We start from the raw sequence: 19,663 nt of genomic DNA on the forward strand, positions 1-19,663 counted from the left end.
ACGTATGAGTCGCTGACCCGCACCCTGTGGTCATGACCGCCACCCAGACCCTCCCCGCCGCCCAGCTCGCCCCGCTCGTGGATGCCGTTCGTGATGCCGTCGGCGCCCACGCCGACTGGTCCGAAACGGCCGAGCTCGTCGCCGAACGGCTCCGTGAGCACCTGCCCACTCCAGAGGTGCTCACGCCGCAGCAGCGCGAAGGCTGGGCCGACACGTACGGCAGCCACACGCTGTGGGTGGAGCCCGACGGCTCGTTCTCGATCATCGCCGTGATCTGGCGCCCCGGCCAGGTGACCCGTGTCCACGACCACACGTCGTGGTGCGTGTTCGGCGTGATCCAGGGCATCGAGCACGAGGAGCTCTTCGACGCCGACCTCAACCTGGTGGGTGAGGCCGACAACCACGTGGGCGACGTCAGCGGCTTCGCCCCGCCCGGCGACATCCACCGCGTGAACAACGTCACGGGCGAGACCGCGATCTCGATCCACATCTACGGGACCGACGTCACGCGGCTCGGCGGGAGCGTGCGCCGCTACTACGACTGAGGCAGCGGCTCCGGGACCGGGAGGCGCAGCTTCCCGAGCAGCCCGATCGCGACGGCGAGGCCGATCGCCGCGAACACGATCGCGGTGGCGAACGCGGACTGGAACCCGTTGGTCGCAGCCGCGAGCGGGTCCGCGCCGTCGGCGTAGGACACCGCGACCGTCGAGACGATCGCGACGCCGACCGCGCCGCCGATCTGGAACGACGAGTTGTTCAGGCCCGAGGCGAGGCCGGCGTCGGACTCGGCGACGCCGGCCAGCGAGCCGATCGATCCGGCGACGTAGACCGCGCCGAGGCCGGGACCGAAGACCAGCAGGCCGAAGAAGATGTCGCCCAGATACGTGCCGTCGACGGACACCTGGGTCAGGAGCAGGCAGCCGAGGCCGGTGAGGATGAACCCGGCCGTGGCGACCGTGCGCAGCCCGCCCTTGGTGGCGATCGCCTGCCCGACGATCGACCCGAGCGCCGCGGTGACCGGCATCACGACCGACGCGAGGCCGAACTTCAGCGGCGAGTAGTGCAGGACGCCCTGCGCGTACTGGGTGAGGATGAACGGCATCCCGAAGGCGAGCATGCCGAGCGCGAACAGCGCGAGGTTGCCGCCGACCAGCGCGCGTGAACGGAAGACCCGCAGCGGCGCCAGCGGGGAGGACGAGCGGGCTTCGATGGCGACGAACAGGCTCACGAGGATCGCCGACGCCGCGAGCAGACCGAGCGTCTGCGGGTCGCCCCAGCCCTGCCTCGGCGCCTCGACGACGGCGTAGACGAGCGCGACGAGCGCGGCGGTGATCGTGATCGCGCCCGGGAGGTCGAAGCTGCGGCCGTGGGTGGTGTCGCGGCTCTCGCGCAACACGGTCGGGCTGAGCGCGGCGACCACGAGCGCGACCGGGACATTGACGAAGAAGATCCACTCCCAGCCGAGGCCGTCGGTGATCGGGCCGCCGACCAGCCACGCGGCGGTCGCGCCGATGCCGCCGATCGCGGCCCAGATGCCGAGCGCCTTGTTGCGCTCCGGACCCTCCGCGAAGGTGGTCGTCACGATCGAGAGCGCGGTCGGGGTCATGATCGCCGCGGCGACACCCTGGATCACGCGCGCCGCGATCAGCGCTTCGGTGGTTCCGGAGAGTCCGCACGCGAGTGAAGCGAGCGCGAAGAGCGCCGTGCCGGCCATGAACACGCGGCGGCGCCCGAGCAGGTCCGCCGCGCGCCCGCCGAGCAACAGCAGACCGCCGAAGCTCAGCAGGTAGGCGCTCAGCACCCACTGCAGGTCGCCTTCCTTGAAGTGGAGGTCCGCGTTGATCGACGGCAGCGCCACGACCACGATCGCCGAGTCGAGGATGACCATGAAGAACGCGGTGCACAGCAGCGCCAGCGCCTTCCAGCGTCGCGGGTCAGGAGATGGGGAGGTTGTCATTGCGCAACCATACGATCTAGTCCTAGAAAAGGAGTACGGCTATCTACACCAGGACTAAACTTGGTCGACGATGCGAACGTACGGCGATGGATGCGGGATCGCGCACGGGCTCGACCTGCTCGGGGAGCGGTGGGCGCTGCTGGTCGTCCGCGAGCTGCTGCTCGGCCCGAAGCGCTTCACCGACCTGCGTGAGGGGCTTCCGAACGTCAGCCCGAACGTGCTGTCGCAGCGGCTGCGCGAGCTCGAGGAGGCCGGCGTCGTCCAGCGCCGCAAGCTCCCGCCGCCCGCCGCGTCGATGATCTACGAGCTCACCGACTGGGGCCGCGAGCTCGAGCCGATCCTGCTGACGCTGGGCAAGTGGGCGGTGAGGTCACCGGCGTTCACGGGCGAGGCGCCGGTGGGGGCGGACTCGGTGATCCTCGGGCTGAGCACGTTCTTCAACGGTGCTCTGGCGGGCGATCTCGACGCCCGCTTCGAGCTGCGGCTGGACGAGCGCGTGTTCTTCCTGCGCGTCGTCGACGGCACGATCGACATCGGCCGCGATGTCCCGGAGGCGCCCGACGCCGTCATCTCGACCGACATCGACACGTTGCGCGCCCTGCTCTGGAACCAGCGCGGGCTCGAGGACGCGCTGGCGGCGGGCGACATCACGATCGACGGCTCACGCGACGCGGTCGTGCGCCTGTTGGCCGTGTTCCCGCAGTGATGCCTGTGCGCTAAGGACATCCAGACGCTAGTGTGCGCGTGTGTCCGACCATCTGGCCCGCATGCTCCTCATCCAGGGCACGGCTCCGTCCAAGCTCGAGACCGCGCTGCTGCATCAGGCGCTCGTCACACGGCGCGTACCCGGCACTCTAAGCGCGAGCACCGTTTGGCAATGCGCGATGGCCGACGGCCAGGTGGCGTTCCACAAACCGCTGGTCCCGATGTCCACCCCGCACCCGCACCTCGGGATGCCCGTGTATGTCTGGTACGGCCATGCCGAGCCTGCGGCGGTTGCGGTCAACGAGGCCGCCGCCTGGCGCCTCGCGCGAGCGCTGGGAGCGCCATACGACACCCTGGTGGCAACGTCCGTCATCCGGTGGCTGCCCGGTGAGCCGGGAATCGCCGCCGACTGGGGATCTCTGACACGCGAGGGTGCCGGTCCGTCCGGTCGTATCGAGCCGCTGAGTACCGGAAGCCTGTGTGATCCTTCGGCGTTCTTCGACTGCCTGATCGGCCAGCAGGACCGGCACGCCGGCAACTTCCGCTTTGATCCGGCGACGGGAATCCTCACGCTGATCGATCACGGATACAGCTTCCCCGGGGGTGCGTGGCGAATGAACGACAGCGCGTTCCTGCGCCGGCGTCATGCTGAGGGTCGTGCTTCGCTCCGGCCGGCCGAGGTCGCCCTGCTGAACCGGCTGCAGGGAGACGCGGTGTGGGCCGAATTGCGGGCAGTGCTGCGCGATGATCAGTTCGACGCCCTCGAACGCCGACGCGGGGCGATGCTCACTCGAGGCGAGTTGCTTCAACCTACGAGCACGGATTTCTCGCCGTGAACTCAGACGAAGGGAACGTATGTTCGTACCGTCAACGCGCCAGCTTTCGGCCTGCCATTGAAACCGATTTACCTCTTGGGTTAACTCATCGCCGATCGGCGTCGATACCTAGGACACGCATGCAGCGCATCACGATCACCCAGTTCGCCTATTCGCCCGCCGCGCAGGACTTCGTCGGCACCGTCACCGGCGTCATCGACTATGACGGGCGCGAGGTCCACCTGCGTCATGGCGGTGAAGCATGGCTGCAGCTGCGCGTGCCCGACCCGACGACCGGGGAATCGCTGGGCGTGGAAGACGATCCGCAACGCTGGGTGGAGCTGTTCCCCTCATTCGTCGGTGGCGGAGACACCGACGTGACCGTCGCGTCGTTCATCCAAGGCGAACGGCCCGCGATGCACGATGTCACTCCGGCTATCGCTGCTCTGGCCGCCGCCGTACACGCTGAGTGATGCCGCGCACGACCACGTCCCCGGTCGACGCGGAAGCGGTCGGCCGGCGCATCCGTGCGACTCGCGAGGCTCTCGGGCTCTCGCAGGCCGCGCTTGCTGATCGTCTCGACGTCTCCCCCGCCTACCTCAACAAGCTCGAGGCGGGGCGGGGGAATCCGACCATCGGCTCTCTCGCTCGCATCGCGACCGCGCTGGGCTGTCGGCTCGCCATCGACTTCGAGCTCATGCAGCAAACCGGGTCGAGCGCGGTCGACGTGCTTGCCGGTGCTCCCTAACCTCGATCGGTTTGCGCTACGAGGTCGGCGTGGTGGCGTGCGGCCACGTCGGGGTGGGCGCGCAGCCGGACCTTCAGGGTGTTGAAGCCGTAGTAGGAGAGGATCGGGTTGTCGGGGTCGGCGCTCGCGCCCCCCGGCGCCTCGGCGGCGAGTGCGGGCGGGAGCGTGACCGGCACGATCCTGGCCTCGAACCTCGGGTTGAAGAAGTAGGCGATCGAGAGGCGCTGGATGCCCTTGGGCGGGCTGACCACCCGGTGAGGCGTGGCGCGGAAGTAGCCGCTGCTGACCAGCTGGAGCAGCTCGCCGATGTTGATCACGAACGACCCCGGCAGCGCGGGGACGGCGACCCACTCGCCGTCGACCTCGGCCTCGAAGCCGCCGACGGTGTCCTGGTGCAGGAGCGTGAGGAAGCCGGCGTCGGTGTGCGCGCCGACGCCCTGGTCGGTCGAGAAGGTCTCGCTCGGCGCCGGGTAGCGGATGATCTTCGTCAGGACCTCGGGCGGGTCGACCAGGTCGTCGAAGTGGTCGGCGGACTGGCCGAGCGCGAGGGCGACCGCGCGCATCAGCGTGTGTCCGGCCGCTTCGACCGCCGCGTTGTACTCGCTGACGACCGTGCGGAACTCCGGCAGGCCTTCCGGCCACAGGTTCGGCCCGCGCAAGCGCAGCCAGTCCGGGTCGTCGGGCCCGATCTCGGGAGCCGGCTGCTCGCGGCCGACGTCGACCTGGTCGCGGAGGTCGCGTCGTCCGTTGGTGTGCTCGGTGCCCAGGCGCGTGTAGCCGCGGAACTGCGGCGAGTGCACGTTCTCGATCTCCAGCCGCTCCTCCTCGGGAAGGGCGAAGAACTCCTCCGCGACCCGCCGGACGCGGGCGATGAGCTCGTCTCCAACGCCGTGGCCGACGAGGTACGCGGCGCCGATGCCGTGGAAGGCGTCGCGCAGCGCCTCGACGAACGCCGCGCCGGTGGGGCCGTCCGGATCCGTGCGGAAGCCGGAGATGTCGAGGACGGGAAGTGGGGACGGTGCGGTCACCGTCCCCAGCTTATGTGTCCCGGCTTACGGGGCCGTCGTCGCGAGCGTGAACGTCAGGGTCCTGGCGTAGGGGCCGGTGCGCAGCGCGTCACTCGCGTTCACCTGTTGCTTGAAGGTGATCGTCACCGCGTCGTTGGAGACCGGCGCGGCCCAGCTCGACTTGCTGAACGCGACCTGCAGCGGCGCCGGCAGCGTGAAGGCGCCGTTGGCGAGATGGCCCGGGTCGCTCACGCTCAGCGTCGCGTCACCCGCCGTGGAGGTCACGGTCGCGGTCGTCGTGGCCGTGTACTCCTTGGCCAGGCCCGGCGTGAACGCGCCGAACGAGGCGGCGCCGCCAAGCGTGAGCGACAGCGTCGCCGGCACGGTGCCGCCGACCTGACCCGGGACGTCGGTCGTCTTCGGCGTCACGGTGAGCGGGTCGCTGGTCTGGGTCGTCGTGTCGTAGCCGAGCTTGGAGCCGGTGACCGCGACCGTGATCGCGTGGCCGACGTCCGCGGTGACCGTCGTGTACGTGGAGCCGGTGGCGATCGCGGCGCCGTCGCGCTTCCACTGGAACGCGAAGGACATCCCGGAGTCCCAGTCGCCGGGGTTGGCGGTGAGGGTCGAGCCGACGGCCTTGTCGCCAGTGATCGTGGGGTGCGCGGGGACGCGGGTCGCGCAACTGTGCGCCGACACGTCCGCCCAACGGTTCCCGCGGGTGGCGCTCAGGTCGGGGTCAGGCTGCCCGGCGGGCGGCGTGTGCGTCGAGATGTAGCTGAGGATGTCGGTGAGCATCGCCTGCGTCGACGCGTACGGCGTGTAGCCGTGCGGCTGGCCGGCGCCGTAGGTGAACGTCGCGTAGCTGGTGCTCCCGCTCAGCCGCTCGACGGTGTCCTGGAACGCCTTCACGCCCTCGTTGAGGTAGTACGTGTCCTGGGTGCCGACCCAGATGTGCAGCTTGTCCCTGAGGACCGGGCCGAGCGTCGCCCAGTGGTCGGTGAGGACCTCGCTCATGTCCATCCCCTTCCACTTGTCGACCGCGCCGTGGTCGATCGCGCCGTCGACCTTGTTCCACGGCTCGAGCGGGTAGCAGTTGGCCCCCTGGGCACCGAAGGCCGCGTTCCAGATGTCCCACTGGCCGACCTGGGAGCGCGTGCGGTTGCCGACCGCGAGCTCGTAGTGGTTCTCGTTCGGCATCGTCAGCGTGACGGTGTCGACCCCGGTCGCGATGTTGTAGTTGTGCGACGACGGGATCACGTCCCCGTTGTCCTCGACGTAGGCGCTTCTGGCGTTGTAGAGGTCGACGGTCTGGTGGGCGTTGAAGTCGAGCGAGTCCGGGTAGCCGGACCAGGCCGAGCCGAAGACGTCCGGCCGGAAGATCATGTTCGCGACGGTGATCCACCCGCCGGTCGAGCCGCCGGTGAGGGCGCGGGCGTACGGCCGCGCGATCGTCCGGAACATCGCGTCGAGCTTCGGGATCAGCTCGTCGTTGATCGCATCGCCGTACGGCCCGAGGTTCGGCGAGTTCACGACGTAGGAGTCGTCGTAGAACGGGTTCTCGGTGCGGAACGAGACGCCGATCATCTTTGGGTTCGCGGGGTCGCGCCACCAGCCGGACAGGCCGGTCGTCGCGGTCTCGCTGAAACCGAACGGGTTGCTCGTCGAGTAGTGACCCTGCGAGTAGACCACCGGGTAGCGCTTGCCCGCGTTGGCCGGGTCGTCGTAGTCCCACGGCAGCAGCACCGTCGCGGCGACATACATGTCCCGACCCCAGAACCTGCTCAGCAGCTCGCTCTTGATCTTGACCTGCTTGACGTGGGCCGACTCGGCCGGGTTGCCCTGCTGGCACGTGCCGCCCGCGGGCACCGTCTGGGAAGGCGTGAGCTTCTCGGCGAGCGTCAGCGCGAGGCTGGTGTCCTGGTTGCGGTCGATCGTGACCGTCTGCATCGCGCTACGCAGGTTCCCGGGCGACGAGAACGGCCGTCCGCCGTCACCGCACGGGAAGTGCATGTCGACGGTCGAGCCGTCCGAGCGGTGCGCGACCTCATACACGTTGAAGAACGCGCGCGCCGTGTACGTGCCCGACGGCAGGTCGTCGAGCGACGCCTTCGGGTATCCGTAGACCCCCTCGAACCCATTCCCGCCGCCGGACAGCGAGACCGACTGCCCGGGCGCGACGTCGGCGATGTCCTTGCCGAAGACGAGCGTTGACCCGGTAGCGCTCACGGAGCTCAGCGGGTCCGCGGTTCCGGGACGGAGCAGCAGGTACACGCGCCCATGCAGGTGCGAGTCGACGACTGCGTTGCCGAACGTGATGTCGGCTTCCAGCGGTGCGGCGGCTTGCGCGGTTCCGGGCGCGGCGAGCAATGCGGCCGTGGCGAGAGCACCCGCGAGCGCGGGGCGGAATGACGGCATCAGGCAGACCCTCCTTCTGCTGTTGCGTAGGACTTGCCCCGCACTCTGTCACGATCGACGCGAGCGACCTCCACTAGGGCTCGTAGGCGACGTTGCGGGCCTTGAGCTCGCGTTCGATGGCCAGGACGTCGAACTGCTTGCCGGCCATGTCGGAGAGCAGGGTCGCGTCGGCGTCGGCGCGCGCGGCCGTGAGCCGGCGGATCAGTTCGGCGGTGCTCAGGGACCCGAGGTCGGATGACTCGATCGGGAGGTCGACCGTCTCCTCGCCGTTCACCGTCGAGCGGTTCCACTGCTTCGCGGCGTCCATGAACTCGGCGCTCGGCGGGCCCTGGCGCACCACGGTCAATGGGTCGAGCGTGACGACGCCGCCCTCGCAGCGGAACCCCCACGCGACCGATCCGAGGTACTTGTTCGCGAGCGCCCCTTCGAGGACGAGCGCCGTGACCTCGAACGTCTTCTCCCACTCCTGTTCGTCGAACTGGCGCCGGAAGGTGGGTTTGTCGGTCAGGATCGCGCGCTGGACGAAGTCCTCCTCGTCCGGCCGCTGCTTGGCCCGGCGGAACCCATGCTGGTTGCCCTTCTTGGTCGCCTCCGATTCCTCGAGCGTGGTCGCGTCCTCGCCTGAAGAGGCGTAGATCGGGCTTGTGTCCGTGCTGTATTGCGACGGCTGGTCGATCGCTCGGCCCGGGTGGCTCGACATCTCCGGAAGGGCCAGTGCCGCATTGGTCGTGCTGACGAAGTGGGGTGTGGCGACGGCGGGGTCCTGCTCGGTCGACTTGAGCGTCCTCACCGTCTGGACGAGCGCGATCCGCTCCGACACGACCGGGTGCGTCGGCTCGAAGTGCAGCGTGATGGCCGCGCCGAACAGGTTGCTGGCGGGGTCGTGGGGTAGCAACGCATAGCTCTTGGTCTCCCAGATGCCGCCGGTCGTCGTCGCCTCGGCGAGCTGGATGCCGCCCGCCGCCGCGACGCCGACGTCGCCCACGGGCCTGCCGGCGGCGACGGCCGCGCCGGCCGCCCGCGCCGCGCGCTCGGCGTCCGTGCTCGGTCCGGTGTCGCACGCCACCCCTTCCGCGCCGCGCCGCTGCTGGACGACGTGCGCGAGCTCGTGCGCGACGAGCTCGTCCGTCGGGGACGCGTCACGGAACGCGATCTGCGTTCCGCGCGCGGCGGCGCTCGCGCCAAGTGCTCCCAGTCCGGCTTCTGCGGCCGGCCCGCCGAGGTAGGCGCGGACGTCGCCGAAGCCGGTGCCGAAGGCCGCCTCCATCGCGCGCCGCCGCGGCACCTCCACCGGCTGTCCCGACGTCGCCTGCGCGAACGCCTCTGACCGCCCGAGCGCGCGGCTGGCCGCCTGGTTTCCGGCTGTCCGCTGCAGCGCGATCAGAGCGGGCGCGGCGAGCGGCAGCTCGGCGCGCTCGGAGTGGGTGAGCGGCAGCGTGTCGTCGTACGCGGCCGCGTGGGCGAACGTCATGCCTCACACGACGGGAGCCCACCGAAACACCTTCCCTCATCGGGGCCCTTGCCATACCCCTTGCGCGAACAGGCCGCGCGAGGTCCGGGGGGACCTCGCGCGGCCGCCGCGATCGATCAGCCGAGCTTGTAGGCGTACGGGATCGTCGTCACCTTGTCCCCGCCCAGCGAGGCGAGGTTGAACGTGTCGACGTCGATGAACCCGCGCTGCACCTTCCCCTTGTGGCCGGTCCAGTTGAACGTGAGCGTGATCGTCCCGGTCTGTCCCGGGGCGAGGCTCAGCGGCGCGTAGGGCGCGTTCGGGTCGACGCTCTGCCGCCACACGTCCCCGCTGCTCGCGGTCACGTTCGTGTCGAACGGGTTGCTGTCCGCGATCCCCACGAGGTCCGCGGACGATCCGGCCGGGACGCCGGTCGGCCCGAAGGGCCCGGTCGGCTCAGGCAGGTCGAAGTAGAACCCCGGAGCGAGCTCCGGCGCGGTCACCCTCGCCGCCGACGCGTTCCCGATCGAGCCGCCGAGCACGTCAGGGTCGCCGGAGAAGTACGAGATCTCCGTCGTGATCGGGATGGTGCCCTTGGCGAGCACGGCGAACGCGTCGGTGTTCGTCGGCACCAGCCAGTTCGGCTGCGCGTTCAGCGATAGAGGCAGCCCGACGTCGTTGGCGCCGCTGCCGAGCAGGATCTGTTGCGTCTTCCCGTTCAACCGGGCATCGGCGAAGAAGTCCTTGCGCACGCTGCCGGTGTTGGTGATCTTGATCGTCGCCGTCACCGGATGCCCGGGCTTCACCACGCTCGGGATGCCGCTGCTCGTCACCGGCGGCCCCGCGAACGTGATCGCGCCGGTGAACGGCTCGCGCAGGTGCTGCCCGGCGACCGGGCCGGACACCAGCAGGGTGAGCGTCCACAGGCCGCCTTGCGGCGAGCCATGGAAGAACTGCATGCTCCGTCCGAAGCCGAGCAGGTTGTCGCTCGCGTCGAAGACCGCGTTGGACTGCTCGGACACCGCCTGGCCGTTGGGGTCCACCAGGTAGCCGGTCAGTTGGTAGTTGTTGTCGGTGAGCTGGAGAGCCGCGTTCAGGGACGGCTCGCCGTTGGGCACGTTGAACTGATAGGTGAACTGCTGACCGGCGTTGCCGGTCGAGCCGCCGCCGGTCAGCGTCCCGGCGAACGTGCCTCCCGCGCGCCCCAGCGGGACGAGCGAGCGGATGATGATCGGGATGCTGCCGTCGTCGGCGCCGCCCGTGCCCATGTGCAGACGCAGGCCCTCGTCACCGGCCTGGCCGGCGCCGACGGTCACGTTGAACGCGCCGGTCTGCCCGGGCGCGAGCGTCTGCGCGGCGGGCGAGACCGAACCCACGGCGTGGAAGGCCTGAGCCTCGTAGTTGAACTGGACCTGCCCGCTGTAGACGGCGGCGTTGTTGACGGTGAAGATCACCGCCGTCCACTTGCCGGCGTTCGGCTTGCGGACCTCGACATGGCCGAAGCCGCTCTGGTCGGCGCCGATCAGCGAGTACGCCGCGACCTGGCCCTGTGGGTCGAACAACGTCTCGAACACCGCCGTTCCCTTGGAGAAGGCGTTCCAGGTGATGTCGCCGGTGAGGTAATCCGCCCCGGGTCCGACGTTGAACGTGTGCACCGCGTAGAAGTCGGTGTTCCCCTCGCCGTCGATGTAGGTCGGCGACGCCGTGGAGAGCGTCACCGCGCCGGTGTCGTCCGAGAGCGGCGTCGGGCGGCCGAGCACCGACGGCGAGACCGTCTGCGGCGCGGTGCCCTCGTTGGTCGCGCGCACCGTGAAGGTGTGCGACTGCCCGGCGTTGACCGTCGCGTTGAGCGACTTCTGATCGAGCAGCAGCGTCTGGCCCTGGTTGGCGCCGCGATCGATCGACTCGGCGAGCTGCACCGCCTTGAGCGTGTTGACGAGACCGGCGCCCTGGCGGTCGGCGGGGGCGCCGAGGTCGGTGGCCGTGCTCGTGATGATCTGCTCGACCTGCGCCGGCGTGGGCAGGCGGCCGCCGTGGGTCTTGGCGTAGGCCTGGAGGACCAGCGCCGCGGTCCCGGAGGTCTCCGGCGCGGACGCGCTCGTGCCGCCGGCCGCCCAGATCGGCGGCGGGTTCGCTCCCTTGTCGATGTCGGCGCAGCCGAAGAACGTCTTCGTGTCGCTGCTGCACAGCGACCAGCCGCGGTCACCCGGCGCGACGACGTCGACCGTGTCGGGGTTGAACTCGTCGATGCCGTCCGAGCTGAGCGCCGTGATGTTGTTGTTCTCCCAGCCACCCGGCGAGAGCTGCGTGCCGTAGCGGGTCGTCTGGCGGTAGACCCGGTAGGTCGTTGTGCCGCCGACGGCGATCACGCCGGGCGTCGTCGCCGGCGAGCCGATGTTGTTGAACGGGCCGGCGTCACCGCTGGACGCGACGACCGTGACGCCCGCGGCCACCGCGGCCTGATCGGCCAGCGCGACCGGGTCGTTCTCGGTGTTCGGCAGCGGATTGCCGCCGATCGACTCGTTGAGGATGTTGACGCGGTCATGCAGGACCGCCCACTCGATCCCCTGCACGATCGTCGAGTCGAAGAAGCCGGCGTTCGGGCCGGAGAGGTTGATCACGGCCAGGCTCGCGCCGGGTGCGACACCGGCGATCTTGATGTTGCAGCCGGGCGGGAGCGGGTGCGCGGGGTTGACGAAGCCCGAGAGGTCGTACGTCTGATTGGCCTGTGAGGCGATCGTCCCCGCGTCGAGGAACGACTCGCGGCCGTCGCTCGGCGCGTTGGTGCCGAAGCCGCTGAAGTCCTGGTAGTCGTAGATCACGTGCTGGCCGTTGGGCCGGATCAGGTCGGGGTTGTTCGGGTCCAGGCCGTCGGCGACGATGCCCACCCGGATGCCGCTGCCGTCGACGATCTGCTCGGCGGCGTCCACGTTCATCACCTGGCGCGCCTCGGGCTCGATCATCGGCTTGCTCGGGTCCGTCGGGCAGATCGGCTGCGAGCCGGTCGACGCGATGTCCGGAACGGCCGCTGGACCCGGGCCGCTGTCGAGCGTCGCGAAGTGGCGGAACGCGTCCGGAACCACCGCCTGGATCGTCGAGTCCGAGCGGAGGTGCTGCGCCTCCGCCGCGGTGATCGACGCCGCGATCGCGTTGACGATGTGGAAGCCCTTGACGCGCGTCGCGTGCACGCGCGCGAGCTGCGCCCGCACCGGCGCCTGGATGACGCTCGCCGCCTTGGCGCGGGCGCTCGCCGCCGTCGCCGTGGCGGGCAGGTTCTTCAACTGGTTCTTGAAGATGATGATCGAGGGGCGTCGCGTGCCGGCCGAGAGCCGCTTGATGTCAGCTCCGCTGAGCACCGTCCGTTTGCCTCGGAAGACGCGGTCGTGCCGCGAAGTCGCAGCGGTCGCGGCGCCTCCGAACGCGAGGATGAAGGCAGCCGTGATTAGCGCAGCCCGACGGATGCGAGATCGCATGCGCAGTCCCTCCAGTCAGAGCGGCCCACCCGCGGGCCGCCTCACCGGTCAGTGTCCTGCAGGTAAATGACACGTCGAGGAAAGCTCTCGCCATGCCGGGAGTGAGATTCTTTCCGTCATGGAGCCGATCGCGGTCACCGCCGCGCTGCTGCGCAAGCAGATCCCCGACCTCGCCTTGCGCGAGGGATCGAGCCTGATGGCGCGCGTGGCCTCGCGCAGCGAGGGCCGCGCGGTGATCGTCATCGCCGGCGTTCCGGTCACGGCGAAGCTGCCGCCCGAGATTCCCGTGGGCGCCACGCTCAGGCTGCAGGTGCAGCAGGTGACGGCGGAGCGGATGACGTTGCGGATCGTGCCGCAGTCGGGGCAACCGAGCCCTTCTCCCCAGCCGGCGCCGGGCGAGCTGCCGGGCCCGGCGACGTACGCGCCACCGGGTGGGCAGGCGGGACGGGCGATGCCGGGCCAGCCGACGATGCCGGGCCAGACCGCGCAGCCGGGTCAACCCGGCCAGGGGGCGCAGCCGGGTCAAGCCGGTCAGGCGGCGCCGTCGGGTCAACCCGGTCAGGCGGCGCAGCCGGGTCAAGCCGGTCAGGCGGCGCGGCCGGGGCAAGCCGGTCAGGCGGCGCAGCCGGGGCAAGCCGCGCAACCCGGGCAAGCCGCGCAGCCCGGGCAAGCCGCGCAGCCTGCTCAAACCGGGCAGGGGGGCGGTCAGGCGGCGCAGCCGGGGCAAACCGCGCAGCCGGCGCAGGCCGGCCAACCCGCGCATCCAGGTGTGGCGGGCGAGGCTGATCAGCCGGCGCAGCCAGGGCAGGCGGAGCGGCCGGGACAAGCGCAGCCGCCCGGACACGCTTCGCAGGCGGAACGGACCGCCCAGCCGAACCAGCCCGTCCAGCCGCCACCGCCGGGACCGGCGCACGAGGCCGCCAAGACCACCCACGCGGCGCAGGCGCACCAGGTCGCGGAGCAGCCGAATCCGGGCCAGGCCGAGTCGACGACGCCGACCCAGTACCCCATGGCGCCGCCGATGCAACTGCAGCCGCCCAAGGTCTCGGTGGGCGAACCCCCCGCGCGACGCCGCGGCAGCGACGGCGAGCCCGCGGACGTCGTCTCGCTCGTGTTCAACTCGCCGACGCTCGGCCGCCTCGACCTTCGCCTCGAGCTGCGCGGGGAGCGATTGCTGGCCGAGGTGACGACGCCGTCGGGTCGCCCACACGCCATCGCCAGCAACCGCGCTGAACTCCTCCGCGCGCAGTTGGAGGCCGCGGGCCTGGAGGCCACGGTGAAGATCCATCCGCGGCAGGAGTCGCTGGATCTCTACGCCTGAAGGACAGCTCCCCGACCCGGGCGGGGGGGTGGCAAGGAAAACTTGACTCAGAGGACGCTTTTCCTGGCCACCCCCAACGCGTTCCTCGCTGCGCGCTTGCGCTTGGCACGGAGGCCGACTAAGGACGTCGTTTTGCGTCCGCAACGCTCGGGCCACGTCGACAAGCAGCCGGGCGATCCGTGACATAGCGTCAGTATGCGCCTCGCAGCGCTCGGCGGCCGAATTGTCGGTGCAGACCGAGCGCGCTGACGAGCGTGAGACGGCAGCAGGGAACATGACTGCTTCGCGCTCCAATGGGACTGATGGCATGCACGGCGCGCCGCGCGAGCTACGCCGGCGCGTTGCGACTGGTCGCGCCGATCTCCTCCGCCGCGGCCGCTCAGCGCTACGCCAGCCCGGCGGCCAACGTGACCATTCTGGGGGCTCGCGTGACCGCTCCCGGCGCACCCAGGACGGAGATCAGACCTCTCTGGCGGCGGGGATTCGGTCAAGTGCAACGATGGTTCGATGCTCGAGACCGGAACCAAGGCCCCTGACTTCACGCTGCCCGACGAAGACGGCAACGACGTCACGCTCGCCGATTTGCGCGGCACGACCGTCGTCCTCTACTTCTATCCCAAGGCCGACACCCCCGGCTGCACCACGCAGGCGTGCGGGATCCGCGACCACCTGCCGGACTACACGGCCGCCGGCGTGCGTGTGCTGGGCGTCTCGCCGGACCCCGTGAAGGCGGTCAAGAAGTTCCACGACAAGCAGGCGCTGAACTTCACGCTGTTGGCCGACGAGGACCACGCGGTGTGCGACGCGTACGGCGTCTGGGCCGAGAAGTCGATGTACGGCAAGACCTACTGGGGTGCCCTGCGCGCCACGTTCATCATCGACGGCGAGGGGACGATCGCGCACGTGATCCCGAAGGCCTCGCCGAAGACGCACGACGACGAGGTGCTCAAGGCGCTTGGGGAGCTCTCCGCGGCATAGGTTTCGGGTCGTCGCGCTCGACGAGATCGATGCGATCCCGATACCGGGCGGCCTGAACTGGCGGCCGGTTCGGGGCGTACTCGGTGTGCGGGCGTTCGGTGTGGCGAGTTTTCACGCCGCGGACGTCGGCGATGAGCTGATCGAGCCGCACACGGAGACCGCCGACGGGCGCGGCCATGAGGAGCTGTATGTCGTAATCAAGGGCCGAGCGCGGTTCGAACTCGACGGCGAACCCTTCGACGCGCCCGTCGGGACGCTCGTGTTCGTTCAGCCCGACGTGCACCGGCATGCGACAGCGGTCGAGGCCGGCACCGAAGTGCTGGCGCTGGGTGGTGAGCCGGTGTTTCGGCCGTCCGGATCGGAGTTCATCTGGCGCGTCCGTGCCGCGCTGCCGGACGTCCCCTCGGCGCAGACAATCGTCGACGAGGGCGACCCGGACAGTCCGGGCGTCACCTACGCGCAGGCGCTGATCGATCATGCCACCCACACGACCAGCGACGCGCTCGCGCGGGCGATCGCGCTCGACCCCAGGCTCGAACAGGAAGCGACACACGACGGCTTGACATGAGCACATATTCAACGCTACGGTTGATCAACCGAGCGGATGAATACGGACCAACTGACCCTCACCTTCACCGCGCTGGCTGATCCCACGCGGCGGCAGATCCTCGCCCGGCTGGCGCACGGAGAGGCCACCGTCAATGAGATCGCCGCGCCGTTCCCGATCAGTCTCCAAGCGGTCTCGAAGCATCTGAAGGTGTTGGAGAAGGCCGGATTGATCGCGCGAGGGAAGGACCGGCAGCTCAGGCCGTCCCGGATCCAGGGGGCGGCGTTGCAACAAGCTGCGGCGTACCTGGAGGACTACCGGGCGTTCTGGGACGAGAGCTTCGACCGGTTGGGTGAGCACCTCGATGGGTGAGATCGACATCCGGCGGGTGTACGCCGCGAGCCCTCAGCGGGTGTGGGACGCGTGGACGCAGCCCGACCAGCTGGCCAAGTGGTGGGGCAAGCGCGGGTGGAACGCGATCCCGGAATCGATCGTGCTGGACGTCAAGCCCGGCGGGACGTTCCGGGTCACGACGGTCGACGAGAGCGGCGAGCAGATGACCAACGAAGGCACGTACAGCGAGGTCGACGAGCCGCACAGGCTCACCTTCGGCCCGACCACCGTCACGTTCACCGACCTCGGGGACGGGCGGACCGAGATCCACTTGACGACGACGAACGAGGCGACCGGCGAGCTGTTCCGGCGGATGAACGCCGGGATCCAGAGCGCGTTCGAGCGCCTCGAGGAGGCCCTGAGATGAGCACGACCACGAAGATCGTCACCGGCGTTGACTTCGTCGGCATCCCGTCCAACGATCTCGACACGGCGCGGGCGTTCTACGAGAACGTGCTCGGGCTCGAGGCGTCCGCCGTGTGGGGCAAGGACGCGGTGGGCGCGGAGTTCGAGACCGGCACGGTCACGATCGCGCTGATCAACTGCCCCGCGCTGGGCATCCCGTTCAGCCCGAACCCTGCGCCGCTCGCGCTTCAGGTGGAGGACGTCGCAGCCGCGCGGGCCGAGCTCGAATCGAGAGGCGTCACCTTCCTCGGTGACGACATCGACTCAGGCGTCTGCCACATGGCCAACTTCAAGGACCCCGACGGCAACGCGATCATGCTGCACCACCGCTACGCGCCGCACGAATGACTCACGTCATCAGCGGGACGAAGTTGCCCGGGTCGTTGGGCGCGTAGGCGACCTGGATCTCCATGCCCGGCTGCCAGTTGGTCGTCACCGGGACGTAGACCTTGCGGGCCTGGCGCCCGCCGCCGAGCTCGACGGCGAGGTGCATCGGGCTCAGCGCCCCGACGCGCGACGAGGGGTTCAGGATCGCCTCGAGCACGCGCGCCCGCGTCTGCGAGATCCGAGCGGCGGTCTCCGCGGCATCCTGCGCCTTCACGCGCCGGCGCCAGATCAGGGCGACGCCGCCCTCGATCAGTCCCGTGACCGCCAGAAAGAGCCCGACGTACAGGAACGCCTCCTGGTCGGCCAGGACCAGCCCGAGCACGACGAAGACGATGCCGAGCGGGATGGAGGTCGCGGCAAGGATGCCGCCGACGAGGCTGACGACGAGGCTCCGGACGGCGGTGTCGGTGCGGATCATGGGCGCGACGCTCGCACGTCGCGCCCGTGACCGCAATCGGGGCTACACCCTGAGCTTTTACGGCGTCGTCGTGCTCAAGGTGAACGTCAGCGTCTTGGAGTACGCGCCCGTGCGCAGCGCGTCACCCGCATCCACGTGCTGGTTGAACGTGATCGTCACGGCGTCGTTGGCGACCGGGGCCGTCCAGACCGACTTGCTGAACGCCACCGAGAGCGGCGACGGCAGCGAGAACGCGCCGTTCATCAGGTGGCCCGGATCGGACACCGTGAGCGAGGCATCGCCCGCCGTCGACACGACGTTGGCGGTCGTGGTCGCCGTGTAGTCCTTGGCCACGCCCGGCGTGAACGCGCCGAAGGAGGCTGGACCGCCGAGCGTCAGCGCGAGCGTCGCCGGGACCGAGCCGCCGACCGTCCCGGACACGGGCACCAGCCGCGTCAGCTCGGACGAGGTCGACGCGACCCACCCGCCCTCGCCGGCGTAGCGGGCGCTGATCTGATGCGAACCTCCGCTCAGCGCCGGAGTCGGCAGCGTGGCGACGCCGTTGACGAGCGGCACCGGCGAGCCGAGCGGCAGGCCGCCGTCGAGGAACTGCACCGCGCCCGAGACGCGGTCCAACCCGGTGAACCCGTCCAAGTCGGCCTTCTGCAGCGCCTCGGCCATCAGCGCGGGCGGCAGCGGCGAGGCGGCCGGGGCGCTGCCGGTGACGGTCGCGACGAAGGACGAGCCCGTGTCGGCGATCGCCGTCGTGGTCGGTTCGCCGCCCGACACGCCCGCCGCCGCCAGCGCCGCCGCGCCACCGACGACCGGCAGCGAGATGCGCGAGTTCTTCAGCGAGAGGGTGATGTTGGCCGCCACGGCGGCGGCGGTCGTGCCGTAGTCGGGGTAGGAGCCGACGATGACCACGGCGAGCCGGTGACCGGCGGGCACCGTGTAGTCGTACGGCAGCAGCGGGAAGCTGAACGGGTAGCGCTGGCCGGCGACGATCGGCGTCGTCTTCGTCCGGTCGGTGCGATGGCCCGCGTCCAGCACGCCCTTGGTGATGCGCCACGCGGTCGCCGTGGTGTCGATCCGCTCGCCGACGTCCTTGTAGCACCCGTTGTCGCTCGCGCTCGCCTGGCCCCAGCACTCCGAGGTGGTGAGCGTCTGGACGCCGTCGCTGGTGCGCGAGACGCGCGCGAACGCGGGGCCGTAGTCGACCAGGATCGCGCCGAGGTGCGTCGCGGTCCTGTCGGCCGACGCGTCGAGTTGCACGACCGGCGTGCCGGAGATGTGCAGCGGCGCCTTCAGCGCCCCCGTGGCGAAGACGCGACGGTTCGCGTTCGCCGTGTCGATCGGGGCGAGCATGCCGGTCGCGTTCGTGTTCTCACGCTGCGTCCGGTTGTCGAGGAACGTCGTCGTCTGGTCGTCACCGGAGATCGGCGCCAACCCGAGCTCGTTGCCGGGCTTGAGGAACAGCTGGGTCGGCTTGGAGCCGGGGACGGGGAAGCCGCCGAAGTCGGTCAGCTTGCCCGGCTCGGTCTCGATCGTCACCTGCGGCTCGTCCATGACACCGTTCTGAACGCCCTGGAGCCAGTAGTCGAACCAGTGGTGGACGGTGTCGACCCACTTCGAGCGCGAGTTGTCGAACGGGTCGACGTGGCCGGTCTGCATCAGCCACGCCTTGCGCGGGATGCCGAGGTCCTGCAGCGCGTACCAGAACCGGCTGAAGTGATCGATGCGCACGTTCTCGTCGCCCATGCCGTGCGTGAGGAACACGCTCGCCTTGACCTTGGGCGCCTCGTCGACGTAGTTGCGGTCCGACCAGAACGGTGTCGTGAAGTCCGCGGTGGCGTCCCCGTCACCCGCGTCGATGGCGTCGCGGAACGGCTTGCAGTAGGCGCGCCGGTTGGCGTCGGTCACGGTGTTGGCGAGCGAGGACACGTAGTGCCCGCCGCGCTGGATGACGCCGTTGGAGCGCGTGTAGTCGTAGTAGTCGTACGGGCCGGACTCGCCGACGATGGTCGTCAGGCCTTCGACGCCGGTGACCGCGGTGGCGGCGGCGAGCGCGCCGTCGTAGGACTTGCCGATCATGCCGGTCTTGCCGTTGAACCAGGCCGGCGCGGGAACGAGGTTCCCGGCGGCGTCGTGCGCGGTGCGGCGGCCGCGGAACCAGTCGATGACCTCGGCCGCGGCGTTGTTGTCGGTCGGGCCCTGGACCGTCGGGCAGCCCGTCGAGTGGTTCGTGCCCGTCATGTCCACGAGCGCGATCGCGTAACCGCGCGGGACGAAGTAGTTGTCGAGGAAGAGCGGCCACTTCTGCAGCAGGCCGTTCGCGTCGTCGACCTTCAGCTGCGACTCGTTGCCGCGCCCGAGCGTCGAGTAGTACGGGCTGTCATCCATGATCACCGGGGCCTTGAGGCCCTGCGCGGTGGCCGCCGGGCGGATGATGTCCACGGCGACCTTGTCGGCGACCCCGTCGACGTCGGAGTCATAGTCCGTGTCGACCCACACGCGATCGCGGATCGCGGTCGTGTAGTCGAACGCCTCCTGCGTCTCGCCGTTCGCGACGACGATCGATGGCGGCGTCTGGGCGCGCGCTGTCGCCGCGCCCGAGAGCACCGCGGCGGCGACCGCCGCGGCGCACAACACCCTGCGTCCCTGCATT

18 protein-coding genes are annotated in these 19,663 nt (G+C 70.0%); 11 read left to right on the forward strand and 7 right to left on the reverse strand.

Annotation, left to right across the window (positions count from 1 at the left end; all coding sequences use genetic code 11):
* Positions 1 to 32 precede the first annotated feature (32 nt).
* Positions 33 to 545 (forward strand): cysteine dioxygenase family protein, encoded by a 513-nt coding sequence (locus G569_RS0108750; protein ID WP_028063138.1) that lies wholly within the window; start codon positions 33 to 35, stop codon positions 543 to 545.
* Here the strand turns inward: G569_RS0108750 and G569_RS0108755 are convergent.
* Positions 536 to 1,957, reverse strand: a complete 1,422-nt coding sequence (locus tag G569_RS0108755; RefSeq protein ID WP_028063139.1) for an MFS transporter — start codon at positions 1,955 to 1,957, stop codon at positions 536 to 538. The two genes, G569_RS0108750 and G569_RS0108755, sit on opposite strands and share 10 nt — an antisense overlap.
* 70 nt (positions 1,958 to 2,027) lie before the next feature.
* Between G569_RS0108755 and G569_RS0108760 the strand changes: the two genes are divergently transcribed.
* From G569_RS0108760 to G569_RS46725, 4 genes are all read left to right on the forward strand, one after another.
* Complete coding sequence (locus G569_RS0108760) at positions 2,028 to 2,663, forward strand: winged helix-turn-helix transcriptional regulator (protein ID WP_028063140.1); 636 nt, start codon at positions 2,028 to 2,030, stop codon at positions 2,661 to 2,663.
* Positions 2,664 to 2,703: 40 nt separating this feature from the next.
* The gene (locus G569_RS0108765) at positions 2,704 to 3,498 is read left to right on the forward strand and encodes a hypothetical protein (RefSeq protein WP_037495342.1); all 795 of its coding nucleotides are present in this window, start codon (positions 2,704 to 2,706) and stop codon (positions 3,496 to 3,498) included.
* 119 nt (positions 3,499 to 3,617) lie between these two features.
* A complete protein-coding gene (locus G569_RS0108770) occupies positions 3,618 to 3,950 on the forward strand; it encodes a hypothetical protein (protein WP_028063142.1) in 333 nt (110 codons plus the stop codon).
* Positions 3,950 to 4,225: a helix-turn-helix domain-containing protein gene (locus G569_RS46725; protein ID WP_053226064.1), complete on the forward strand. Its 276-nt coding sequence runs from the start codon at positions 3,950 to 3,952 to the stop codon at positions 4,223 to 4,225. The genes G569_RS0108770 and G569_RS46725 overlap by 1 nt, the downstream gene beginning before the upstream one ends.
* On the opposite strand, the gene G569_RS0108780 is transcribed toward G569_RS46725, so the two are convergent.
* The 4 genes from G569_RS0108780 to G569_RS0108795 all read right to left on the reverse strand — a co-directional run bounded on the left by G569_RS0108780 (position 4,222) and on the right by G569_RS0108795 (position 12,453).
* On the reverse strand, positions 4,222 to 5,253 hold the full coding sequence (locus G569_RS0108780) for an isopenicillin N synthase family dioxygenase (protein WP_037495346.1): 1,032 nt from the start codon (positions 5,251 to 5,253) through the stop codon (positions 4,222 to 4,224). The two genes, G569_RS46725 and G569_RS0108780, sit on opposite strands and share 4 nt — an antisense overlap.
* Before the next feature lie 24 nt (positions 5,254 to 5,277).
* Positions 5,278 to 7,647 carry an alpha/beta hydrolase-fold protein gene (locus G569_RS0108785; RefSeq protein ID WP_028063144.1) on the reverse strand — a complete coding sequence of 790 codons (2,370 nt, stop codon included), beginning with the start codon at positions 7,645 to 7,647 and terminating at the stop codon, positions 5,278 to 5,280.
* A gap of 73 nt (positions 7,648 to 7,720) precedes the next feature.
* Entirely contained in the window at positions 7,721 to 9,118 is a 1,398-nt protein-coding gene (locus G569_RS0108790; RefSeq protein WP_028063145.1) for an eCIS core domain-containing protein, read from the reverse strand.
* A 116-nt stretch (positions 9,119 to 9,234) separates the two neighbouring features.
* Positions 9,235 to 12,453 (reverse strand): S8 family peptidase, encoded by a 3,219-nt coding sequence (locus G569_RS0108795; protein WP_028063146.1) that lies wholly within the window; start codon positions 12,451 to 12,453, stop codon positions 9,235 to 9,237.
* Between the two features lie 235 nt (positions 12,454 to 12,688).
* Between G569_RS0108795 and G569_RS57550 the strand changes: the two genes are divergently transcribed.
* The 6 genes from G569_RS57550 to G569_RS0108825 all read left to right on the forward strand — a co-directional run bounded on the left by G569_RS57550 (position 12,689) and on the right by G569_RS0108825 (position 16,562).
* Positions 12,689 to 13,891, forward strand: coding sequence for a TP0910 N-terminal domain-containing protein (locus G569_RS57550; protein WP_053226065.1), 1,203 nt, complete (start codon positions 12,689 to 12,691; stop codon positions 13,889 to 13,891).
* Positions 13,892 to 14,398: 507 nt separating this feature from the next.
* Positions 14,399 to 14,869: a thioredoxin-dependent thiol peroxidase gene (bcp, locus tag G569_RS0108805; RefSeq protein WP_028063147.1), complete on the forward strand. Its 471-nt coding sequence runs from the start codon at positions 14,399 to 14,401 to the stop codon at positions 14,867 to 14,869.
* A complete protein-coding gene (locus tag G569_RS0108810; RefSeq protein WP_211232930.1) occupies positions 14,847 to 15,437 on the forward strand; it encodes a cupin domain-containing protein in 591 nt (196 codons plus the stop codon). The genes bcp and G569_RS0108810 overlap by 23 nt, the downstream gene beginning before the upstream one ends.
* 36 nt (positions 15,438 to 15,473) lie before the next feature.
* Positions 15,474 to 15,788, forward strand: a complete 315-nt coding sequence (locus tag G569_RS0108815; RefSeq protein ID WP_028063149.1) for an ArsR/SmtB family transcription factor — start codon at positions 15,474 to 15,476, stop codon at positions 15,786 to 15,788.
* Positions 15,781 to 16,176 carry an SRPBCC family protein gene (locus G569_RS57555; RefSeq protein WP_053226066.1) on the forward strand — a complete coding sequence of 132 codons (396 nt, stop codon included), beginning with the start codon at positions 15,781 to 15,783 and terminating at the stop codon, positions 16,174 to 16,176. Before G569_RS0108815 ends, G569_RS57555 begins: the two co-directional genes overlap by 8 nt.
* On the forward strand, positions 16,173 to 16,562 hold the full coding sequence (locus G569_RS0108825) for a VOC family protein (RefSeq protein WP_028063150.1): 390 nt from the start codon (positions 16,173 to 16,175) through the stop codon (positions 16,560 to 16,562). The genes G569_RS57555 and G569_RS0108825 overlap by 4 nt, the downstream gene beginning before the upstream one ends.
* Before the next feature lies 1 nt (position 16,563).
* On the opposite strand, the gene G569_RS0108830 is transcribed toward G569_RS0108825, so the two are convergent.
* Positions 16,564 to 17,019 carry a hypothetical protein gene (locus tag G569_RS0108830; RefSeq protein ID WP_028063151.1) on the reverse strand — a complete coding sequence of 152 codons (456 nt, stop codon included), beginning with the start codon at positions 17,017 to 17,019 and terminating at the stop codon, positions 16,564 to 16,566.
* Between the two features lie 57 nt (positions 17,020 to 17,076).
* Complete coding sequence (locus tag G569_RS46740; protein ID WP_084284515.1) at positions 17,077 to 19,662, reverse strand: CocE/NonD family hydrolase; 2,586 nt, start codon at positions 19,660 to 19,662, stop codon at positions 17,077 to 17,079.
* Position 19,663 lies beyond the last annotated feature (1 nt).

The sequence above is a fragment of the Solirubrobacter soli DSM 22325 genome (assembly GCF_000423665.1).
GTDB classification, from domain to species: domain Bacteria; phylum Actinomycetota; class Thermoleophilia; order Solirubrobacterales; family Solirubrobacteraceae; genus Solirubrobacter; species Solirubrobacter soli.